Source organism: Kitasatospora sp. NPDC127116 (assembly GCF_042677365.1).
GTDB lineage: Bacteria > Actinomycetota > Actinomycetes > Streptomycetales > Streptomycetaceae > Kitasatospora > Kitasatospora lactacystinica.
Map to the genome: position 1 here is coordinate 1 of NZ_JBHXTL010000169.1, position 17418 is coordinate 17418.

The following is a 17418-nucleotide window of genomic DNA, read 5'->3' on the forward strand; positions in this document are numbered from 1 at the left end:
GGGGGGGGGTGTTGTGGGGTGGGTTTTTTTGTTGAAAGCACCCGGCGGCGCGGGGGGGCCGGCGGGGGCGGGCCGCGGGCCCCCCCCCGCCCCCCCCCCCGCCGGTGCGGTGCTGGTTCGATCAGGAGTGGGTGACGCTGCCGCAGGCGAAGGGCGAGAGCGGCAGGAAGCCGTAGCTCTGGATGTCCGTGGCACCGTTGGTGCAGATCCAGCCACCGGCGCCGAAGATGGCGCGCAGGGCGGTGCCGTGGGCGTCCGTGGCGTTCCACTCGGCGTCACGGAAGACGTTGTAGACCACGCGGCCGTACTGGGTGGCCACGAAGGTGTCGCTGATGACCTTGTTCACGGTGTCGACCGGCGCGTTGCCGTCGATGTTGCGGATGGTCAGCGGGCCCTGGACGTCGGCGCCGGTGCCCTTGCCGAAGTACACCTGGCCGATGTAGTGGGCGACGGAGTAGGGGACCAGCGCGTTGATGTCGTTCAGCTGGGTGTCGCTGCCCTGGTTCTCCTGGACGCTGCTGTTGACGCAGGCGCCCGGGGTGAGCGGGGTGACGCCACCGTTGATGGCGGTCAGGAAGAAGGAACGGGTGCCCGAACCGGTCTGCGGCAGGAAGGGCTTGATCGTGGCGTTCGGGAGCGACGCGTTGATCTGGTTCCACTTGGTGATCGTGCAGGAGTAGATGCCCTTCAGGTTCGCCGTGGTCAGGTTCGCCGGGGCGTTGCCACCGCTCTTGGCGGCCCAGGAGACCGCGTCCTGCGCCAGCGCGACGAAGTCGTCGGTGGTCGGGTCGGTGGCCACCGGGCCGCGCGAGGAACGGGCGAAGTCCACGGTGGCGCTGGTGTTGGCGTTCAGCGCGGTGATGCCGGCGCCGGAGCCGTTCGGGCGGGTGATCGCGGTGGCACCGGTCTTGGTGGTGATGGTGCCGGCCGGGATCGCGTCCCAGCTGTAGAGGCGCGGGGAGGTGGAGCTGGTGAGCGACGCGTTGTAGTCGGCGGCGAGCTGGTTCAGCACCGACTGGGTCGTGTCGGAGCCGACACCCACGATGTCGATGGCGCGCGGGGTGACACCGGTGGCCGGGTCGGCGACGGCGGTGCCGCCGACGACGGTGGCGAGGGAGGTCGCCAGGGCGGCGACGGTGAGCAGCTTGGCAGCGGTCTTACGCATGTTCCTCTTCCTCCGGGGGAGAGACGTACATCGCGTGAAACCCGTACTCCGTTCGGGAGTTCGGGGCCGTGTGGCCGCGTCCGCTGCGGCCTCGCCGGCAGTGCCGATCCTGTCCGCCGGGGAGGTTCCGCCGGAAGAGAGGTCGAGCCCGGCCGGTGAATGTCGACTCATCGGTTCAGCGAGGTTTAGCCACTGGTCAGCGTGCACGTGACAGGGGCACTGCCGGGGCTCCGAGCCCGGTCGACGTTCTTCTCCAGGAGGCTGCTCGGAGTGTTGCCGGAAACCTGTCCTTCACCGGAACAGCACGGACGGAGATCCGATGGAGGATCGCCTTCCGGTAACGGGATCCGATGGAGGATCCCCTTCCGGGAACGCCGGAATGACGGTCCGTCATCCGACTCGGACCGTCATCGACTCACACGCTCACAGCGGCCAGCGGCCGTCCCGCCCGGACCGCCGCAACTCCTGCCCCACCCACTGGAGTCCGGCCAGGAACCCCTCGACCCCCGCCTGGCACTGGTCCCGCCGCAGGTACCCCCGGGCGCTGCGGGCCACCGGAACGGCGTCGGCCGCCCCCCGCCGGGTGCTGCGCACCGGCAGGTAGGCGGCCCAGACCCACTGACGCCCCTCGGACTGTCCGACCGAACATCGCAGCGCGGCCCGCTCGATCAGCAGTTCCCGTACCGACTCGGCGAGTTCCTCCTCGCTCCGGTAGGTCCGCACGCCTACCCCGAGCGGCCGACCGTTGGCGGCCCGCAGCGCCCAGCCGAGGCAGCGGTCGGCCGCCGGCACGATCAGCAGCCGCGGACCGCGCCGCTCAGCGGCCATCGGTGCGTCTCAACGGCACCACGGGTTCCGGGAGTTCGCGCGGAGGCTGCTTGGAGAGCAGCACCACGAACCGCCGGAAGGCGTTCTGGCAGGTCGCGTACCGCTCGTACGCGCGGCTGGAGCGCACCTCGGGCAGGGCCCGCGAACCCGGGACGACCCAGATCCAGCCGATGCCCTCCCGCACGTGGGTGATCCGCGCGGTGAGTTCGACCGCCACGACCCGCAGGCCGTCGAAGCCCCGCTCGGCCTCGCCGGCCGTCTCGAACGCGGCCGGGGTGATCGCGACCACCCGTCCGTTGGGCGCCTTCAGTTGCCAGCGGTAGCGCCCGTCCGCCGCCCGTTCGGCGCGGAACCCCCCTCGACTTGCCCCTGCTGCGGTGTAGCCGCGGCCGGCAGCGTTCACTGCCCCCTCCGTCCGGTTGCCCTCCGGATTCCCCTCCGAGCGGAGTAAAGCTATGTGTGCACACGGAGCCCCCGAAAGCCCAGAACGTTCACAACTTGCGCCGTTGGTCGGGAAGTTCTCTCTCGTTTAACTTTCACGCGTCTCGATCGGAAACCGCCCCGGAACCGGCCCGGGCCGGCCCGTGACCGACCGGCAACCGGCCGGGAACCGCCGTGGACCGCTCAGAGCCGGGCGGTCCAGCGCACCATCGTCCCCTTGCGGTACGGCCCGCTCTCGTGCCAGGCGTCGCCGCCGAGCGCCTCGGCGCGCCGGGTGAGGTTGAGCAGGCCGCTGCGCCGGCCGCCCGGCGGGATGCCCACCCCGTCGTCGGTCACGGTGAGCAGGACGCCCGGCCGCCCGCCCCGGTCCAGCGAATCCGGGTCGCCGCCCACCGGGCGGCCGTCCTCGTCCAGGTGGGTGGTGGCGTCGATCTCCACCCCGACCCGGGAGGCGCGCGCGTGCCGGGCCGTGTTGGAGAGCATCTCGCGCAGGGCGGCCAGCAGTTGACGGCCGGTGTTCTCGCCGACCAGGCTCTCCACCGGCCCGACGAAGCTCACCGCGGGCTTGAAGCCGAGCGCGGCCGCGGCCTGGCTGGCCTCGCGCAGCACCCGGGTGCGCAGGGTGTCCGGCGCGTCGCCGTGGTTGTCGTGCTGGAGGGCGTAGATGGTGGTGCGGACCTCCTGGATGGTGGCGTCCAGCTCGTCCACCGCCTTGCCGATGCCGACCTTCACCTCGGGGACGACCGCCCGCCGGGCGGCGCTCTCCAGCATCATCCCGGTGGCGAACAGCCGCTGGATCACCAGGTCGTGCAGGTCGCGGGCGATCCGGTCGCGGTCCTGGAAGACGGCCAGGCGCTGCTGGTCGCGCTGGCCCTCGGCGAGCCGCAGGGCGAGCGCGGCTTGCGAGGCGAAGGTCTCGGCGAGCTGCTTCTCGCTGTTGGTGAACGGCACCGCTCCGCAGGGGCGCCAGACGCAGAGCCCGCCGAGCACCCGCCCGGCGGCGACCATCGGCACCGCCATGGACGGGCCGAAGCGGCGGGCGAGCCGGATCACCACGGTCGGGTCGCTGGACATGTCGTCCAGGTAGACGCTCTCCCCCGCGAGCAGCCGGGCCGCGAAGCTCTCCCTGGGCAGCAGTTCGCCGCGCACGAACTCGGCCAGCTCACCGGAGGCGTGGGCGACCCGCATCTGCCCGTCGCCCTCGTCGCCGTCCTCCGGGCCGGTCGGCAGCAGGATCATGCCGAGCGCGGCGTCCGCCAGCTCCCGCACCTGCTCGGCCGCGACGGTCAGCGCGGTCTCGGCCTGCTCGGCGGAGAGCAGGGCGGTGGTGACGGCGGCAGCGCCGGCGATCCAGCGTTCGCGGCGGCGGCCCTCCTCGTACAGCCGGGAGTTCTCGATGGCCACACCGGCCGCCGCGGCGAGCGCGTGCACCACCTGCTCGTCCTCGGGCGTGAAGGCCCCGCCGCCCTTCTTCTCGGTGAGGTAGAGGTTGCCGAACACCTCCGCGCGGACCCGGATCGGCACGCCCAGGAAGGTCCTCATCTGCGGGTGGTGCGGGGGGAACCCGGAGGAGCGCGGGTCGGCGCCGAGGTCGGTCAGCCGCAGCGGCTCGGGGCGGTCGATGAGCACGCCGAGGATGCCCCGGCCGGCGGGCAGTTCGCCGATCTCGCCGGCGGTCCCGTCGTCGACCCCGACGTGGATGAAGTCGGCCAGACCGGTGCCGCCGGGGGCGATCACGCCGAGCGCCGCGTACCGGGCGTCGACCAGTTCGGCCGCGCCCACCGCGATCCGGTGCAGGGTGGCGTGCAGGTCCAGCCCCGCCCCGATCGAGACCACCGCCTCCAGCAGCCGCTGCATCCGGTCGGTGACCGCGGCGGCCGACTGGAGGCGCTCGGCGACCTCGGTGACCAGGGTGTCCAGCCCCAGCGAGGCGATCTCGGGCACCCGATGGGGTGTCGGCTCGGGCGTGGCCTCGGGGAGGTCCGGCGTGGGGTCCATGGAGAAAGCCTAGTTTGTACGCTTTTCAGCCGAAGGGCGGCGCGACGGGCAGTTCGGCAGGCAGTACGACGACCCGTACGACGGGCGGTACGACGGGCGGTACGGCGGGCCGCGCGGCTAGCGGCCCACCAGCTCCAGCAGTCCGTCCGCCTCCCGCTCCCGCCGCCACATCGCGTGCAGCCGCCCGTCCGGGTCGGCGACCAGCTCGGACCAGCGGCCCCGCTCGGCCACCCGCCCGCCGTCCAGCACCAGCACCTCGTCCACCGTGGTGTCGTCCAGCCCGGCCAGCCGGTGGGTGATCAGCACCGTGGTGCGGCCCTCGGTGGCGGCCAGCAGGTCCGCGGTCAGGGCGTCCGCGGTGGGCAGGTCGAGGTGCTCGGCGGGCTCGTCCAGGACCAGGACGGGGAAGTCCGCGAGCAGGGCCCGGGCGAGTGCCAGCCGCTGGCGCTGGCCGCCGGAGAGCCGGGCGCCGTGCTCGCCGACCATGGTGTCCAGGCCGTCCGGCAGGCCCTCGGTCCACTCCAGCAGCCGGGCGCCGGCCAGCGCGGCGCGCAGCTCGTCCTCCGCCGCTTCCGGCCGGGCCAGCCGCAGGTTCTCCCGCAGCGAGCTGTCGAAGACGTGGGCGTCCTGGGCGCAGAGCCCGATCACCCGGCGGACGGACTCGCCCGCCAGCGCGCGGCTGTCCACAGCCTGTGGACGGCCGTCGGCGAACCGCACCGTCCCGGCGCTCGGCTCCAGGAAGCGCAGCAGCGCCTGGGCGAGGGTGGTCTTGCCGGAGCCGGACGGGCCGACCACGGCGATCCGGCGGCCGGCGGCGAGGTCGAGGTCCACCCCGGCGAGCGCGTCCACCGCCTGCCCGGGGTGGCGGACGGTCAGCCCGCGCACCGCGACCGGCAGCGGCTGCTCGGGCAGCGCCACCGGTTCGGCCGGCTCGGTGACCGGCACCGGGGCGTTCAGCACCTCGTCCAGCCGGGCCCGCGCGGCGCGGCTGCGCTGGCGGGCCTGGACGGCGAGCGGCATCCCGGTGACGGCCTCGAAGGCGGCCAGCGGGGTCAGCACCACCACGGCCAGGCAGACCGGCGCCAGCACCCCGTCGCGCACCCCCTGGACGCCGACGGCGGCCGCGGCGGTCACGGTCAGCCCGGTGAGCAGGGCGATCAGCCCGGTGCCGAGTGCCGTGGTGGCGGCCGAGCGGGCGGCCAGCCCGGTCAGCGCGGCGTCGGCGGTGCGGACGGCGGCCAGCCGGCCGGGCAGGGCGCCGGCCACGGTGAGCTCGGCGGTGCCGGTGAAGGCGTCCACCACGGCGGTGGCCAGGCGCCCGCGCGCCGGGGCCTGGCGCCGTTCGGCACCGGCCGACCAGCGGGCGGCCAGGGCGGGCACCAGCACGCCCGCGAGCAGCAGCCCGAGGCCGAGCACCAGCCCGGCGGCGGGCAGGAAGGCGGTCATCGCCACCGTCGAGGCCAGCGCGACCAGGCCGGCCACCGCGGCCGGCAGCCGCCAGCGCAGGTAGTGGTCCTGGATCGCGTCCACGTCGGCGACCAGCCGGGAGAGCAGGTCGCCGCGCCGGAAGGCGGGCAGTCCGGCCGGGGCGAGCGCGCTCAGCCGCCGGTAGACGGCGGCCCGCAGGGTGCCGAGGGTGCGCAGCACCGCGTCGTGCGAGACCAGCCGCTCGGCGTAGCGGAAGACGCTGCGGCCGATGCCGAAGGCCCGTACCGAGGTGACGGCCATCATCAGGTAGAGCACCGGCGGCATCTCGGAGGCCCGGGAGATCAGGTAGCCGGAGGTGGCCATCAGGGCGACGGCGCAGCCGAGGGCGAGCGCGCCGAGCAGGATCGAGAGCGCCAGCCGGGGGGTGGTGCCGCCCTCGGGGCCGGTCTCCTCGGCGACGGCGGGGGCGGGGGTCGGCTTCCCGCTGTGCTTCCCGCCGTGGTGATCGCCGCGGTGATGGCCGTCCGTGAGCGGGGCGGGCGGGGCGGCGGCGGGCCCCGCCAGCCGTACCCGCCGGTCGGCGGCGGCCAGCAGGGCCGGCCGGTGCGCGACCACCAGCACGGTGCGCGCCGGATCGGCGGCCAGCGCCCGGACGGTGTCCACCACGGCCGCCTCGGAGGCGCCGTCCAGGTTGGCGGTCGGCTCGTCCAGCAGCACCAGCGGCCGGTCGTCGGCGAGCAGCACCCGGGCGAGGGCGAGGCGCTGGCGCTGCCCGGCGGAGAGCCCGGCGCCGTCCTCCCCCAGGACGGCCGCCAGGTCGGTCACGAAGTCGAGCGCGTGCGCGGCCCGCAGCGCCGTCCACAGCTGCTCGTCGGTGGCCTGCGGCCGGTAGAGCCGCAGGTTCTCGGCGACCGTCCCGGCGAACAGGTGCGGGTGCTGCGGCACCCAGGCGATCTGCCGCCGCCAGCTCTGCGGGTCCAGCTCGGCCAGGTCGTGGACGCGGCCGTCGGCGGCGGTGATCCGGACGGTGCCGGAGTCCGGGGCGGTGAGGCCGAGCAGGACGGCCAGCAGGGTGGACTTGCCGGCGCCGCTGGGGCCGGTGAGCGCGGTGCTGGAGCCCGGGCTCAGGGTCAGCCCGGCGCCGTCCAGGGCGGGCTCGGTGCGCCCGGGGTGCCGGACGACCAGGCCGTCGGCGGCGATCTCGGCACCCGCGAGGTCCGGCGCCGGGGTGGTGCCGGCGGCGGGCAGCGGGGTCTCCAGCACCCGGAACAGCTCGTCGGCGGCGGTCAGCCCCTCGACGCTGGAGTGGTAGAGCGCGCCGACCTGGCGGATCGGGAAGTACACCTCGGGGGCGAGCACCAGGATCAGCAGCCCGGTCTCCAGGTCGAGCGTGCCGTCCACCAGCCGGAAGCCGACGGTGACGGCGACCAGCGCGACGGACAGGGTGGAGAGCAGTTCCAGGGTGAAGGAGGAGACGAAGGCGATCCGCAGGGTGCGCAGGGTGGCGCGGCGGTAGTCGGCGGTGATCCGGGCGATGGTGGCGGCCTGGGTGCGGGCCCGGTTGAACACCTTGAGGGTGGGCAGTCCGGCGACCACGTCGAGGAAGTGGTGGGAGAGCCGGGCCAGGGTGTTCCACTGCCGGTCCATCCGGGACTGGGTGGCCATCCCGATCAGCACCATGAACAGCGGGATCAGCGGCAGCGTCCCGGCGATGATCGCGGCCGAGGTGAAGTCGGCGCCGACGATCCGCAGCAGCACGATCATCGGGACGACCACGGCCAGCGCCAGCTGCGGCAGGTAGCGGGCGAAGTAGTCGTCCAGCGCGTCGATGCCGCGGGTGGCGAGGGTGGTGAGTTCGCCGGTGCGCCGGCCCGCCAGGTAGGACGGGCCGAGCGCGGTGGCGTGGTCGAGCAGCCGGCGCCGCAGGGTGGACTTCACCCGGGCGACGGACCGGTGCGCGGTGAGCTCGGTGAGCCAGCCGACCAGCCCGCGCCCGACCGCCGTCAGGGCGAGCAGCAGCAGCGGCGTGGTCAGCTCGCCGAGCGTCGCCCCGCGCTGGAAGGCGCGGACGACGATCTCGGCGATCAGACTCGCCTGGGCGACCACCAGGGCCGCGCCGACCGCGCCGAGCAGCACGGATCCGACGAGGAAGGCCCTGGTGGTGCGGGCGTACCCGAGGAGTCGGGGGTCGACCGGCTTCATGGCGTCAGGCCTGGTCGAGCGGGGCGGCCGGGTTGTGCCCGGGGATGTGCTGGACGCCGATCCGCTTGCGGAACACCCAGTACGTCCAGCCCTGGTAGAGCAGCACCAGCGGGGTGAAGATCGCCGCCACGACGGTCATCACCTTCAGCGTGTACGGCGAGGACGCGGCGTTGCTGACGGTCAGGCTCCATTCCGGGTTCAGGGTGGAGGGCATGACGTCCGGGAAGAGCGCCAGGAAGAGCATCGCGACCGCGGCCACGATGGTCGCCCCGGAGAGGCTGAACGCCCAGCCCTCGCGGCCGAGCTGGTTGGCCGCCAGGGCGCCGAGCAGGGCGACCACCGCGACGATCATCGCGGCGAGGCTGCGGCCGTTGCCGTGGTCGGCCTGGGTCCAGATCAGGAAGGCCAGCGCCAGCACGGCGGTCACCAGACCGGACAGCAGGGCGGCCCTGCGGGCCCGCTCGCGGATCTCGCCGACCGTCTTGAGCGCGGCGAACACCGAGCCGTGCAGGGTGAACAGGGCGAGCGTCACCAGGCCGCCGAGCAGCGCGTACGGGTTCAGCAGGTCCCAGAGGGTGCCGATGTAGTTCTTCTGCGCGTCGATGTCCACGCCGCGCACGATGTTGGCGAAGGCCACGCCCCAGAGGAAGGCCGGGAGGAGGGAGGTCCAGAAGATGGCCTCCTCCCAGTTCCGCTGCCAGCGGGCGCCGTCGCGCTTGGCCCGGTACTCGAAGGCCACACCGCGGACGATCAGGCAGACCAGGATGACCAGCAGCGGGATGTAGAAGCCGCTGAAGAGCGTCGCGTACCAGTCCGGGAAGGCCGCGAAGGTGGCGCCGCCGGCGGTCAGCAGCCAGACCTCGTTGCCGTCCCAGACCGGGCCGATGGTGTTGATCAGCACCCGCCGTTCGGCGGTGTTGCGGGCCAGCGGCTTGGTCAGCACGCCGATCCCGAAGTCGAAGCCCTCCAGGAAGAAGTAGCCGATCCACAGGACCGCGATCAGCACGAACCAGACGTCGTGGAGTTGCATGTCAGATCCTCAGTTCCCCGGTGTCCCGGCGCCTCAGTAGGCGAAGGCGAGCGGCTTGTCGGCGTCCTCGTCCGAGGACGGTCCGCGCAGCGACGGGTCCTTGGTGGGCGGCTGCTCGGTCACCACCGGGCCGGCCTTGGCGTACTTGACCAGCAGCCGGACCTCGATGACCGCGAGGATCGCGTACAGGGTTGTGAAGGTCGCCAGCGCCCCGATCTGGGTGCCGACACCGACGTTGGGGGAGACGGCGCTGGCCGTGGTCATCAGGCCGAAGACGGCCCAGGGCTGACGGCCCATCTCGGTGAAGATCCAGCCGAAGCTGTTGGCGATCAGCGGGAAGCCCATGGTCAGGATGCCGATCCGCCAGCTCCACTTGGTCAGCAGCGGCCCCAGCTCGCGCCTGGGGGTGAGCATCAGCCGGGGCACCTCGGTCTCGCCGGTGCGGAACTCGGGGCGCAGGAAGAGCTTCCTCCGGGTGGTCCACAGGCCGATCAGGCCGGCCAGGAAGGAGGTCATCCCGAAGCCGATCATGAGGCGGAAGCCCCAGTAGGTGACGAAGATGCTCGGGATGTAGTCCTTGGGGTCGCCGCCGTGCTGGGCGGCCTCGGCGGCGGCGGTGTCGTTGATGCCGGGGACGGAGGAGCTGAAGTCGCTGTGGGCGAGGAAGGAGAGTATTCCGGGGATCTCCAGGGCGACCGAGTTGTGGCCCTTGCTGACGTCGCCGACCGCGAAGACCGAGAACGGGGCCGGCGCCTGGGTCTCCCAGAGCGCCTCGGCGGCGGCCATCTTCATCGGCTGCTGCTCGAACATGACCTTGCCCAGGGTGTCGCCGCTGAGCGCGGTGCCGGCGCCGAAGACCACCGCGAGCACCAGGCCGAGCCGCAGCGAGGTCCGCATCGCGGCGGTCTTCTTCGGGTCGGCGGTCTCCGGCTTGCGCTTGGCCTTCCAGAGGTGGAAGGAGGCGATGCCGACGACGAAGGCCGCACCGGTGAGGAAGGCGGCGGTCAGGGTGTGGAAGACGACCACGAGGGTGGTGTTCTGGAACAGCACCTTGACGACGTCGGTCAGTTGGGCCTTGCCGGTGACCGGGTCGATCGCGTAGCCGACCGGGTGCTGCATCCAGGAGTTGGCGGCCAGGATGAAGTAGGCGGAGAGCACGGTGCCCAGGGCCACCATCCACATGCAGGCGCAGTGGATCTTCCTCGGCAGCTTGTCCCAGCCGAAGATCCACAGGCCGATGAAGGTGGACTCGAAGAAGAAGGCGATCAGCGCCTCCATCGCGAGCGGGGCGCCGAAGACGTCACCGACGAAGCGGGAGTAGTCGGACCAGTTCATGCCGAACTGGAATTCCTGGACGATTCCGGTGACCACGCCCATCGCGATGTTGATGAGGAAGAGCTTTCCCCAGAACTTGGTGGCGTGGAAGTACTTCTCCTTGTTCGTCCGCACCCAGGCGGTCTCCAGACCGGCCACGATCGCGGCCAGGCTGATCGTGAGCGGGACGAAGAGGAAGTGGTAGACGGTGGTGATGCCGAATTGCCATCGCGCGATGGTCTCGTGAGCGATTGCCAGTTCCACGTCGCCCTCTCTCCCAACCTGCCCGCGTGACGACGGGCATCTTCCGGACAAACTTCATCTATAGCCGTAGACCGTTGCTCAACCACGCAAGCTTGTCCGCTTGTGAACGTGAACACGTTCACAAGGAGCAGTATCCACCATCCTTACGAGGGAACTGCAGGTGGGGTGTGTTTGACAGCCCGGTGCGCTGCGCCACGGCCGCGGTGCGGTCCGCACAGTCTGCGGACCCCCCGCGGGCCGGGGCAACGAACGACGGGGCGGACGACCGGAAGTTGTTGGCCGAACCGGCGCTTGACAGGCCCGCGCCCCGGTCGCCCCGGCCGGATCCGCGTGCTACCGGCGCCCGGCCGGCGTGAACCCCGCGACGGCTCCGCCGGGTGCACCCGATCCGGAGTCCGGGGCCGGGAACGCCGGAACCGCAGGACGGGCCGGGGCCTGTCCTGCGGTTCCGGGGTGGTCGCGCCGTCCTCCCGAGCGGGCGCGACCGGGGTGGGTCAGGAGGTGGGGCGGGTGGCCGGCTTGCGGCGGGAGACGTAGAGGGCCGCGGCGCCGAGGCTGATCGCGAGGCCGGCACCCAGGGCGAGGTACGGGGTGGCCGGGTTGGAGCCGGTCTCGGCGAGTTCGGTGGTCGAGCCGGTGGCGGCCCGGGTGGTCGACGTGGTCGAGGTGCCCGACGTGGTCGAGACGGTCGACTTGCCCGTGGTGCCGGTCTTGGCCGTGGTGGTGGTGTTGGAGACCGGGGTGACCGCCGCGGGCTGCTCCGCCGGCTTCTCGGCGGGCTTCTCGGCGGGCTTCTCGACCGGCTTCTCGACCGGCTTCTCGGCGGCCGCCCTCGCTTCGGCGAGGGCCTGGTCCGCGGCGGCCTTGGCGGCGGCCGCGGCCTTGGTGGCCTGGTCCGCCGTGTGGATCCGCCGGAACGCCTCGACCCGGGCGTCGTCCAGGGCGTTCCTGGCGGCGGTCACGGCGGCCTTGGCCTTCGTGTCCGCGGCGCTGGCGGCGTTCGCGGCGGCGTACGCCTTGTTCAGCCGCTCCCTGGCCGCGGGCAGCTCCTCCTCCGTGGCGACGCGGAACGCGTCGGAGGCCGCCTCGGCCTCCTTCCTGGCGGCGTCCTTGGCCGCGGCGGCCGTCACCGCGGCGGCCTTGGCCTCCTCGTACGTGCCCTGGTAGGGCTGGGAGTTGTCGAGGAAGGCGGAGGTCTCGGCCCGCACCTTGGCCTCGTTGGCGACGGCCGCCGTGTACGCCTTGGCGGCGTCGGCGGCGGCGCGCTCCAGTTCGGCGATCGAGCCGTTGTCGCTCCGGGTCTGCGCCGCGGACGCCGACTCCGCGAAGGCGGGTGCCGCGGAGAGCACCACGGCGGGCGAGACGACGGCGGCGACGAGGGCGGCCGAGACCAGCGAACGGCGGAGTTTCACAATGACCCCTTTCGGGCCTGCAGGAAAGCAAAAGCCTCGGCCGGAAGAGTTTCCGACGGCCGGGCAGCACCGATCATAGGCATACGCATTCTTGACGCTCCATGCCGGATTCCGGCAATGACCGGGCGCCGTGTCTTCCTGGTTCGCCGGGGAATTGACGAGTCGACAAAGTCGGGGGCGGTCCGCTCACAAAGGCCGGAATTCCCGACATTCGGGCGAACCCGCCGGAAATCCGGTCAGTGCTGGCAGGGCAGTTCGACGCGGAAGGTGGCGCCCTCGCCCGGGGCGGTGTGCAGGGTGAGGGTGCCGCCGTGGGCGCGGGTGAGGGCGGTCGCGATGGCGAGGCCGAGGCCGGCGCCGCCGCCGTTGTCGCGGCTGCGGGAGGGGTCGACCCGGAAGAAGCGGTCGAAGACCCGCTGGGCCTGCTCCTCGGTGAGGCCGGGGCCGGAGTCGGCGACCTCCAGCAGGCAGACGCCACCGGGGACGCTGCCCACCCCGATCCGGACCGGGGTGCCGGGCGGGGTGTGCTTGACCGCGTTGCCGACCAGGTTGGTGACCACCTGCCGCAGCCGGGCCTCGTCGCCGATGACGGGCGCGGCGCCGGGCGCGCCGGTGCCGGCCGGGCCGGTGAGCGCGACCGGGCGGCTCGGGTCGAGGGCGGTGAGGTCGTGCAGCGCGTCGGCGGCGAGGGTGCGCAGGTCCATCGGGGCGAGGTCGAGCGGGCGCTCCTCGTCCAGCCGGGCGAGCACCAGCAGGTCCTCGACCAGGGCGCCCATCCGGTCGGCCTCGCTCTCGATCCGGGTCATGGTCCGCTTGACGTCGGCCTCGGCAGGCAGCCCGCCCATCCGGTACAGCTCGGCGAAGCCGCGGATCCCGGCCAGCGGGGTGCGCAGCTCGTGCGAGGCGTCGGCGACGAAGCGCCGCATCCGGGCCTCGGACTCGGCGCGGGCCGCGAAGGCCGCCTCGATCTGGGTGAGCATCCCGTTGAGCGCGACCGACAGCCGGCCGACCTCGGTGCCCGGGGAGAGCTCCGGCATCCGGTGCGACAGCTCGCCGGCCGCGATCCGCTCGGCGCCCTCCTCGATCCGGCGCAGCGGCCGCAGCCCGGCCCGTACGGCGAAGAGGCCGAGCGCGGCGATCACCACCAGGACGCCGCCGCCGATGGCCAGGAAGGAGGTGCGCAGCTTGCCGAGGGTGGCGTCGATGTCCTCGCGGGAGACCGCCACCATGACGTGGGTCGGGGTGACCGCCGGCGAGGCGTACGCGCTGGGGTTGGCGGCCTGCCCGCGGGGGGTCTGGAGCGGCAGCACCAGGACCCGCCAGCGGTGCTGGCCGCGCTGGTCGGGCAGGTCGAAGGGGACGTCGGGGGCGGTCCGGGTCGGGTCCAGTCCCTCCAGCTGGGGCGCCGGGTCGCTGTCCGAGACGGGCTGGCGCATCAGCGCCTGGACCTTGCCGTCCGAGGAGAGGTACTGCACCAGGTACTGGCTGGGCAGGCTGACCCGCCGGCCGGCGACGGCGGGCCGGCCGGCGGTCTGCGCGGTCAGCTGGCCCGGGGGCTTGCGGGAGAGCGGCGGCCCGTAGCGCTGGAGCTGTTCGTCCAGCTGCTGCACCAGCTGGCTCCGGACGGTGCCGAGCACGAAGGTGTCGCTGACCGCGAGCCCGGTGGTGACCAGGGCGAGCACGAGCACCAGCAGCCGGGCGCGCAGCGACATCCGGGCGGAGAAGCGGGCGAGCACGAGCGGACCCGGTCAGCCCTGCGGGGGGCGGCGCAGGGCGTAGCCGATGCCGCGCACGGTGTGGATCAGCTTGGGGCCGTGCGCCGGGCCGGAGTCGAGCTTGCGGCGCAGGTAGGAGATGTACGACTCGACGATGGAGAGGTCCCCGCCGAAGTCGTAGGCCCAGACGTGGTCGAGGATCTGCGACTTGGAGACCACCCGGCCGACGTTGGCCATCAGGTAGTGCAGCAGCTTGAACTCGGTCGGGGAGAGCGAGACCGGGGTGCCGCCCCGGGTGACCTCGTGGGCGACCGGGTCGAGGCTGAGGTCGGCGACGATCAGCCGGCCGTCCTCGGCGGGCCCGCCGGCCCGGCGCAGGATCGCGCGGATCCGGGCGATCAGCTCCTCCAGGCTGAACGGCTTGGTGACGTAGTCGTCCGCCCCGGCGGCCAGGCCCTGCACCTTGTCGCCGACGCCGTCCTTGGCGGTGAGGAAGAGCACCGGCAGGTGGTCGCCGGGGTGCCCGTGGGCCGGGCCGGCTATCTGTCCGCGGCTGGTGCGCTCGCGCAGCTTCTCGACGACGGTGAAGCCGTCGAGGTCGGGGAGCATCACGTCGAGCACGACCAGGTCGGGGCGCTCGGCGGCGACCAGTTCGAGCGCCTCGGTCCCGCTGGCGGCGGAGGCGACGCGGAAGCCGGAGAAGCGCAGCGAGGCGGAGAGCAGCTCGCGGATGTTGGGTTCGTCGTCCACGACGAGCAGGAACGCTTCGCCCTGGCCCCCGGCCACCGTGGAGCCGCCTGGTGTGGTGACAGTGCCTTGCACGGGGCTTTCGCCTCCCGGTCGGACGATGACGTTCAGCATGAGGCTAGCCCCCGGAGGCTATGCGGCATGGATGAATGTTGGATTAACACCTTATCGGTCGGTTTTTGGACGATCGGCGCACAGGGGTGGGCTCGATGGTGTGCGCACGGGCGTGGACACGACGTACGCGCGCCGGACGGGGGCCCCGCCCGCCCGGCGCGACGCGCCTCACGCCCGCGCACGACTCCGGATCGGCCGCCCCTGTGTCCACGGCCGGAGCCTCTCCGGGGGGCGCACCCGCCGGACGCGGCTGATCAGGCCCCCGGCGCGGCCGGGGCCTGCGCGGCCCGGATCCGGCGGTGGGCGGAGGCGGCCAGCCGGCGGCAGGCGGCCGGGCTGCGGCCGACGATCGCGGCCACTTCGACGAAGGGGTGGCCGAAGACGTCGTGCAGGACGAAGGCGACCCGTTCGGCCGGGGTCACGGCCTCCAGGGCCACCAGGAAGGCCGTGCTCACCGTCCCGTCCGGGGTGATCCGGTCGGCCGGGCCCGCCGCCGGGCCCGCCGGATCGGCCGGATCGGCCGCGGGGTCGGCCGCGGCGTCCGTCCACTCCCGGCGCGCGGGCAGCGGCCCGGGGGTCCACCCGCCGACGTGGCGCTCCCGCCGCACCCGGACCGAGCCGAGCCGGTTGAGGCAGATCCTGCTGGCCACCGTGGTCAGCCAGCCGCCGGACGAGACGATCGCCTCCCGCTCCCGCCGGGGCAGCGCGTACCAGCGGGCGTACGTCTCCTGCACCACGTCCTCGGCGTCCACCGGCGAACCGAGCAGCCGGTACGCCAGGTCGATCAGCCGGCGCCGCTCGCCCATGATCGCGCCCGGGCCCGGCTCGGTCGTGGTGCCGCCCCCTGCTTCCCGCACCCTGTCCCCACCCCTTCGACTCGACGGCTCTCCGCTCCTCCTATGACAACGCGGCGGCCCGGGATGTGACGCCTTCCCGCTCATGTCACATATCGAGCGGCTGTTCTGTCCTGTCCGTCGTACCGGTGGAACGGAACGGAGAACCCGATGAACGACTTCCAGGCGATCGCCGACCGCGTCGAGATCACGGCCCTGCAGGCCGAGTTCACCGACGCGGTGATGATGCGCGACCGCGCCCGCCTCGCCGCGCTGTTCACCCCCGACGGCGTGCTGCGGATGCCCGACGTCCCGATCGAGCTGACCGGCCCGGAGCAGATCCGGGCCGGCGGCGAGAAGCTCCAGGAGCAGTGGGACTTCTTCATCCAGAACACCCACCCGGGGGCGGTCGTGATCGACGGCGACACCGCGACCGGCCGCGCCCACATCTACGAGCTCGCGCGCCTCAAGGACGGCCGGCAGGGGATCAACCACGCGATCTACCACGACCGGTACCGGCGCACGGCGGACGGCTGGCGGTTCACCGAGCGGGTCTACGAGACCCGGTACCTGGACACCAGCCCGCTGCCCGGCTCGGCGCCGGCCCGCTGCCCGGCTCGGCGCCGGCCCCGGCCCGGCCGGTCCGCGGGGCCGGCCCGGCGGACGCCGGCCGCTGAGGCCGCGGAATCCCCTCGTTTTCCCTCCTGCTATGATTTGCAGCGAGGCGAAGGCAATGCTTTCGAGCAATTGCCCGGCCCGATCATTTCGGTGGTCATAGCGAGAGGGAAACGCCCGGCTCCATTCCGAACCCGGAAGCTAAGCCTTTCAGCGCCGATGGTACTGCAGGGGGGACCCTGTGGGAGAGTAGGACGCCGCCGAATTCTTCTTACGGCCCCTGCCGTGTCCGACAGTGACACGGCAGGGGCTTTTTTTCATTTCCCCTGCCGTTCCCCCCACCGTTTCTCCCGCCATTCCCCCCACTGCTCCCCCCGCCGTTTCGCCGCGCGCGGTTCCGGTGCCTCGGCACACCCTCCGGCACATCCAGCATGTGAGACGCGGAGTCCCGGAAGAGCCGCTTTGCGGGTATCTGAGAGGATGGCGAACATCGAAACGGACTTGCGTCTCGCCAACTGAGACTGCAATATCATGCTATGGACAACACTAGCGGCGTCGGCGTTCTCGACAAGGCCGCTCTGGTGCTCAGCGCACTGGAGTCGGGCCCCGCCACGCTGGCGGGGCTGGTCGCCGCCACCGGTCTGGCGCGCCCCACCGCCCACAGACTCGCCGTCGCACTCGAACACCACCGCCTGGTCACCCGGGACATGCAGGGCCGCTTCATCCTCGGCCCCCGCCTGTCCGAACTCTCCGCCGCCGCCGGCGAGGACCGACTGCTCGCCACCGCGGGCCCCGTCCTCACCCACCTGCGCGACGTCACCGGGGAAAGCGCGCAGCTCTACCGCCGCCAAGGCGAAATGCGCATCTGCGTCGCCGCCGCCGAACGACTCTCCGGCCTGCGCGACACCGTCCCCGTCGGCAGCACCCTGCCGATGAAGGCCGGCTCCGCCGCCCAGGTCCTCCTGGCCTGGGAAGAGCCCGAGCGCCTCCACCGAGGCCTCCAGGGCGCCCGCTTCACCGCCACCGCGCTCAGCGGCGTCCGCCGCCGCGGCTGGGCCCAGTCCATCGGGGAGCGGGAGCCGGGCGTCGCGTCCGTCTCCGCCCCCGTCCGCGGGCCGTCCAACCGCGTGGTGGCCGCCGTCTCCGTCTCCGGCCCCATCGAGCGCCTGACCCGCCACCCGGGCCGGCTGCACGCCCAGGCCATCATCGAAGCCGCCAACCGGCTCACCGAGGCCCTGCGCCGCAGCTGACGGAATCCGGCCGACGGACACGACGGAACGGGCCGCGCCCGAGGAAGAGACCTCCTCGGGCG

Annotated in this window: 11 protein-coding genes, 1 rRNA gene and 2 pseudogenes; 3 read left to right on the top strand and 11 right to left on the bottom strand. The window is 73.0% G+C overall.

The window, feature by feature from the left end:
* Window positions 1–121: 121 nt before the first annotated feature.
* From ACFVHV_RS39200 to ACFVHV_RS39250, 11 genes and pseudogenes are all read right to left on the bottom strand, one after another.
* The gene (locus ACFVHV_RS39200; RefSeq protein ID WP_359914324.1) at window positions 122–1165 is read right to left on the bottom strand and encodes a substrate-binding domain-containing protein; all 1044 of its coding nucleotides are present in this window, start codon (window positions 1163–1165) and stop codon (window positions 122–124) included.
* A gap of 423 nt (window positions 1166–1588) precedes the next feature.
* A complete protein-coding gene (locus tag ACFVHV_RS39205; RefSeq protein WP_359914327.1) occupies window positions 1589–1993 on the bottom strand; it encodes a hypothetical protein in 405 nt (134 codons plus the stop codon).
* The gene (locus ACFVHV_RS39210) at window positions 1983–2396 is read right to left on the bottom strand and encodes a hypothetical protein (protein WP_359914330.1); all 414 of its coding nucleotides are present in this window, start codon (window positions 2394–2396) and stop codon (window positions 1983–1985) included. Before ACFVHV_RS39210 ends, ACFVHV_RS39205 begins: the two co-directional genes overlap by 11 nt.
* 221 nt (window positions 2397–2617) lie before the next feature.
* Window positions 2618–4432 carry a GAF domain-containing protein gene (locus ACFVHV_RS39215; protein ID WP_380358029.1) on the bottom strand — a complete coding sequence of 605 codons (1815 nt, stop codon included), beginning with the start codon at window positions 4430–4432 and terminating at the stop codon, window positions 2618–2620.
* Window positions 4433–4549: 117 nt separating this feature from the next.
* Entirely contained in the window at window positions 4550–8062 is a 3513-nt protein-coding gene (gene cydD, locus ACFVHV_RS39220) for a thiol reductant ABC exporter subunit CydD (protein ID WP_380358032.1), read from the bottom strand.
* A 4-nt stretch (window positions 8063–8066) separates the two neighbouring features.
* Window positions 8067–9092, bottom strand: coding sequence for a cytochrome d ubiquinol oxidase subunit II (gene cydB / locus ACFVHV_RS39225; protein ID WP_359914335.1), 1026 nt, complete (start codon window positions 9090–9092; stop codon window positions 8067–8069).
* A 33-nt stretch (window positions 9093–9125) separates the two neighbouring features.
* Window positions 9126–10670, bottom strand: coding sequence for a cytochrome ubiquinol oxidase subunit I (locus ACFVHV_RS39230; protein ID WP_380358035.1), 1545 nt, complete (start codon window positions 10668–10670; stop codon window positions 9126–9128).
* Window positions 10671–11164: 494 nt separating this feature from the next.
* Window positions 11165–12082, bottom strand: a complete 918-nt coding sequence (locus tag ACFVHV_RS39235; protein WP_380358037.1) for an LAETG motif-containing sortase-dependent surface protein — start codon at window positions 12080–12082, stop codon at window positions 11165–11167.
* A 236-nt stretch (window positions 12083–12318) separates the two neighbouring features.
* The gene (locus ACFVHV_RS39240) at window positions 12319–13818 is read right to left on the bottom strand and encodes a HAMP domain-containing sensor histidine kinase (protein WP_359914343.1); all 1500 of its coding nucleotides are present in this window, start codon (window positions 13816–13818) and stop codon (window positions 12319–12321) included.
* Between the two features lie 12 nt (window positions 13819–13830).
* Window positions 13831–14619 (bottom strand): response regulator transcription factor, encoded by a 789-nt coding sequence (locus ACFVHV_RS39245; protein ID WP_359914346.1) that lies wholly within the window; start codon window positions 14617–14619, stop codon window positions 13831–13833.
* Window positions 14620–14915: 296 nt separating this feature from the next.
* Window positions 14916–15464 (bottom strand): annotated as a pseudogene (locus tag ACFVHV_RS39250) (sigma factor); the annotation flags it as partial.
* Window positions 15465–15737: 273 nt separating this feature from the next.
* Between ACFVHV_RS39250 and ACFVHV_RS39255 the strand changes: the two are divergent.
* The 3 genes and pseudogenes from ACFVHV_RS39255 to ACFVHV_RS39265 all read left to right on the top strand — a co-directional run.
* Window positions 15738–15983 (top strand): annotated as a pseudogene (locus ACFVHV_RS39255) (nuclear transport factor 2 family protein); the annotation flags it as partial.
* Window positions 15984–16255: 272 nt separating this feature from the next.
* A 5S ribosomal RNA gene (gene rrf, locus ACFVHV_RS39260) occupies window positions 16256–16372 on the top strand.
* A gap of 270 nt (window positions 16373–16642) precedes the next feature.
* Window positions 16643–17356 (top strand): IclR family transcriptional regulator, encoded by a 714-nt coding sequence (locus tag ACFVHV_RS39265; RefSeq protein WP_030246527.1) that lies wholly within the window; start codon window positions 16643–16645, stop codon window positions 17354–17356.
* Window positions 17357–17418 lie beyond the last annotated feature (62 nt).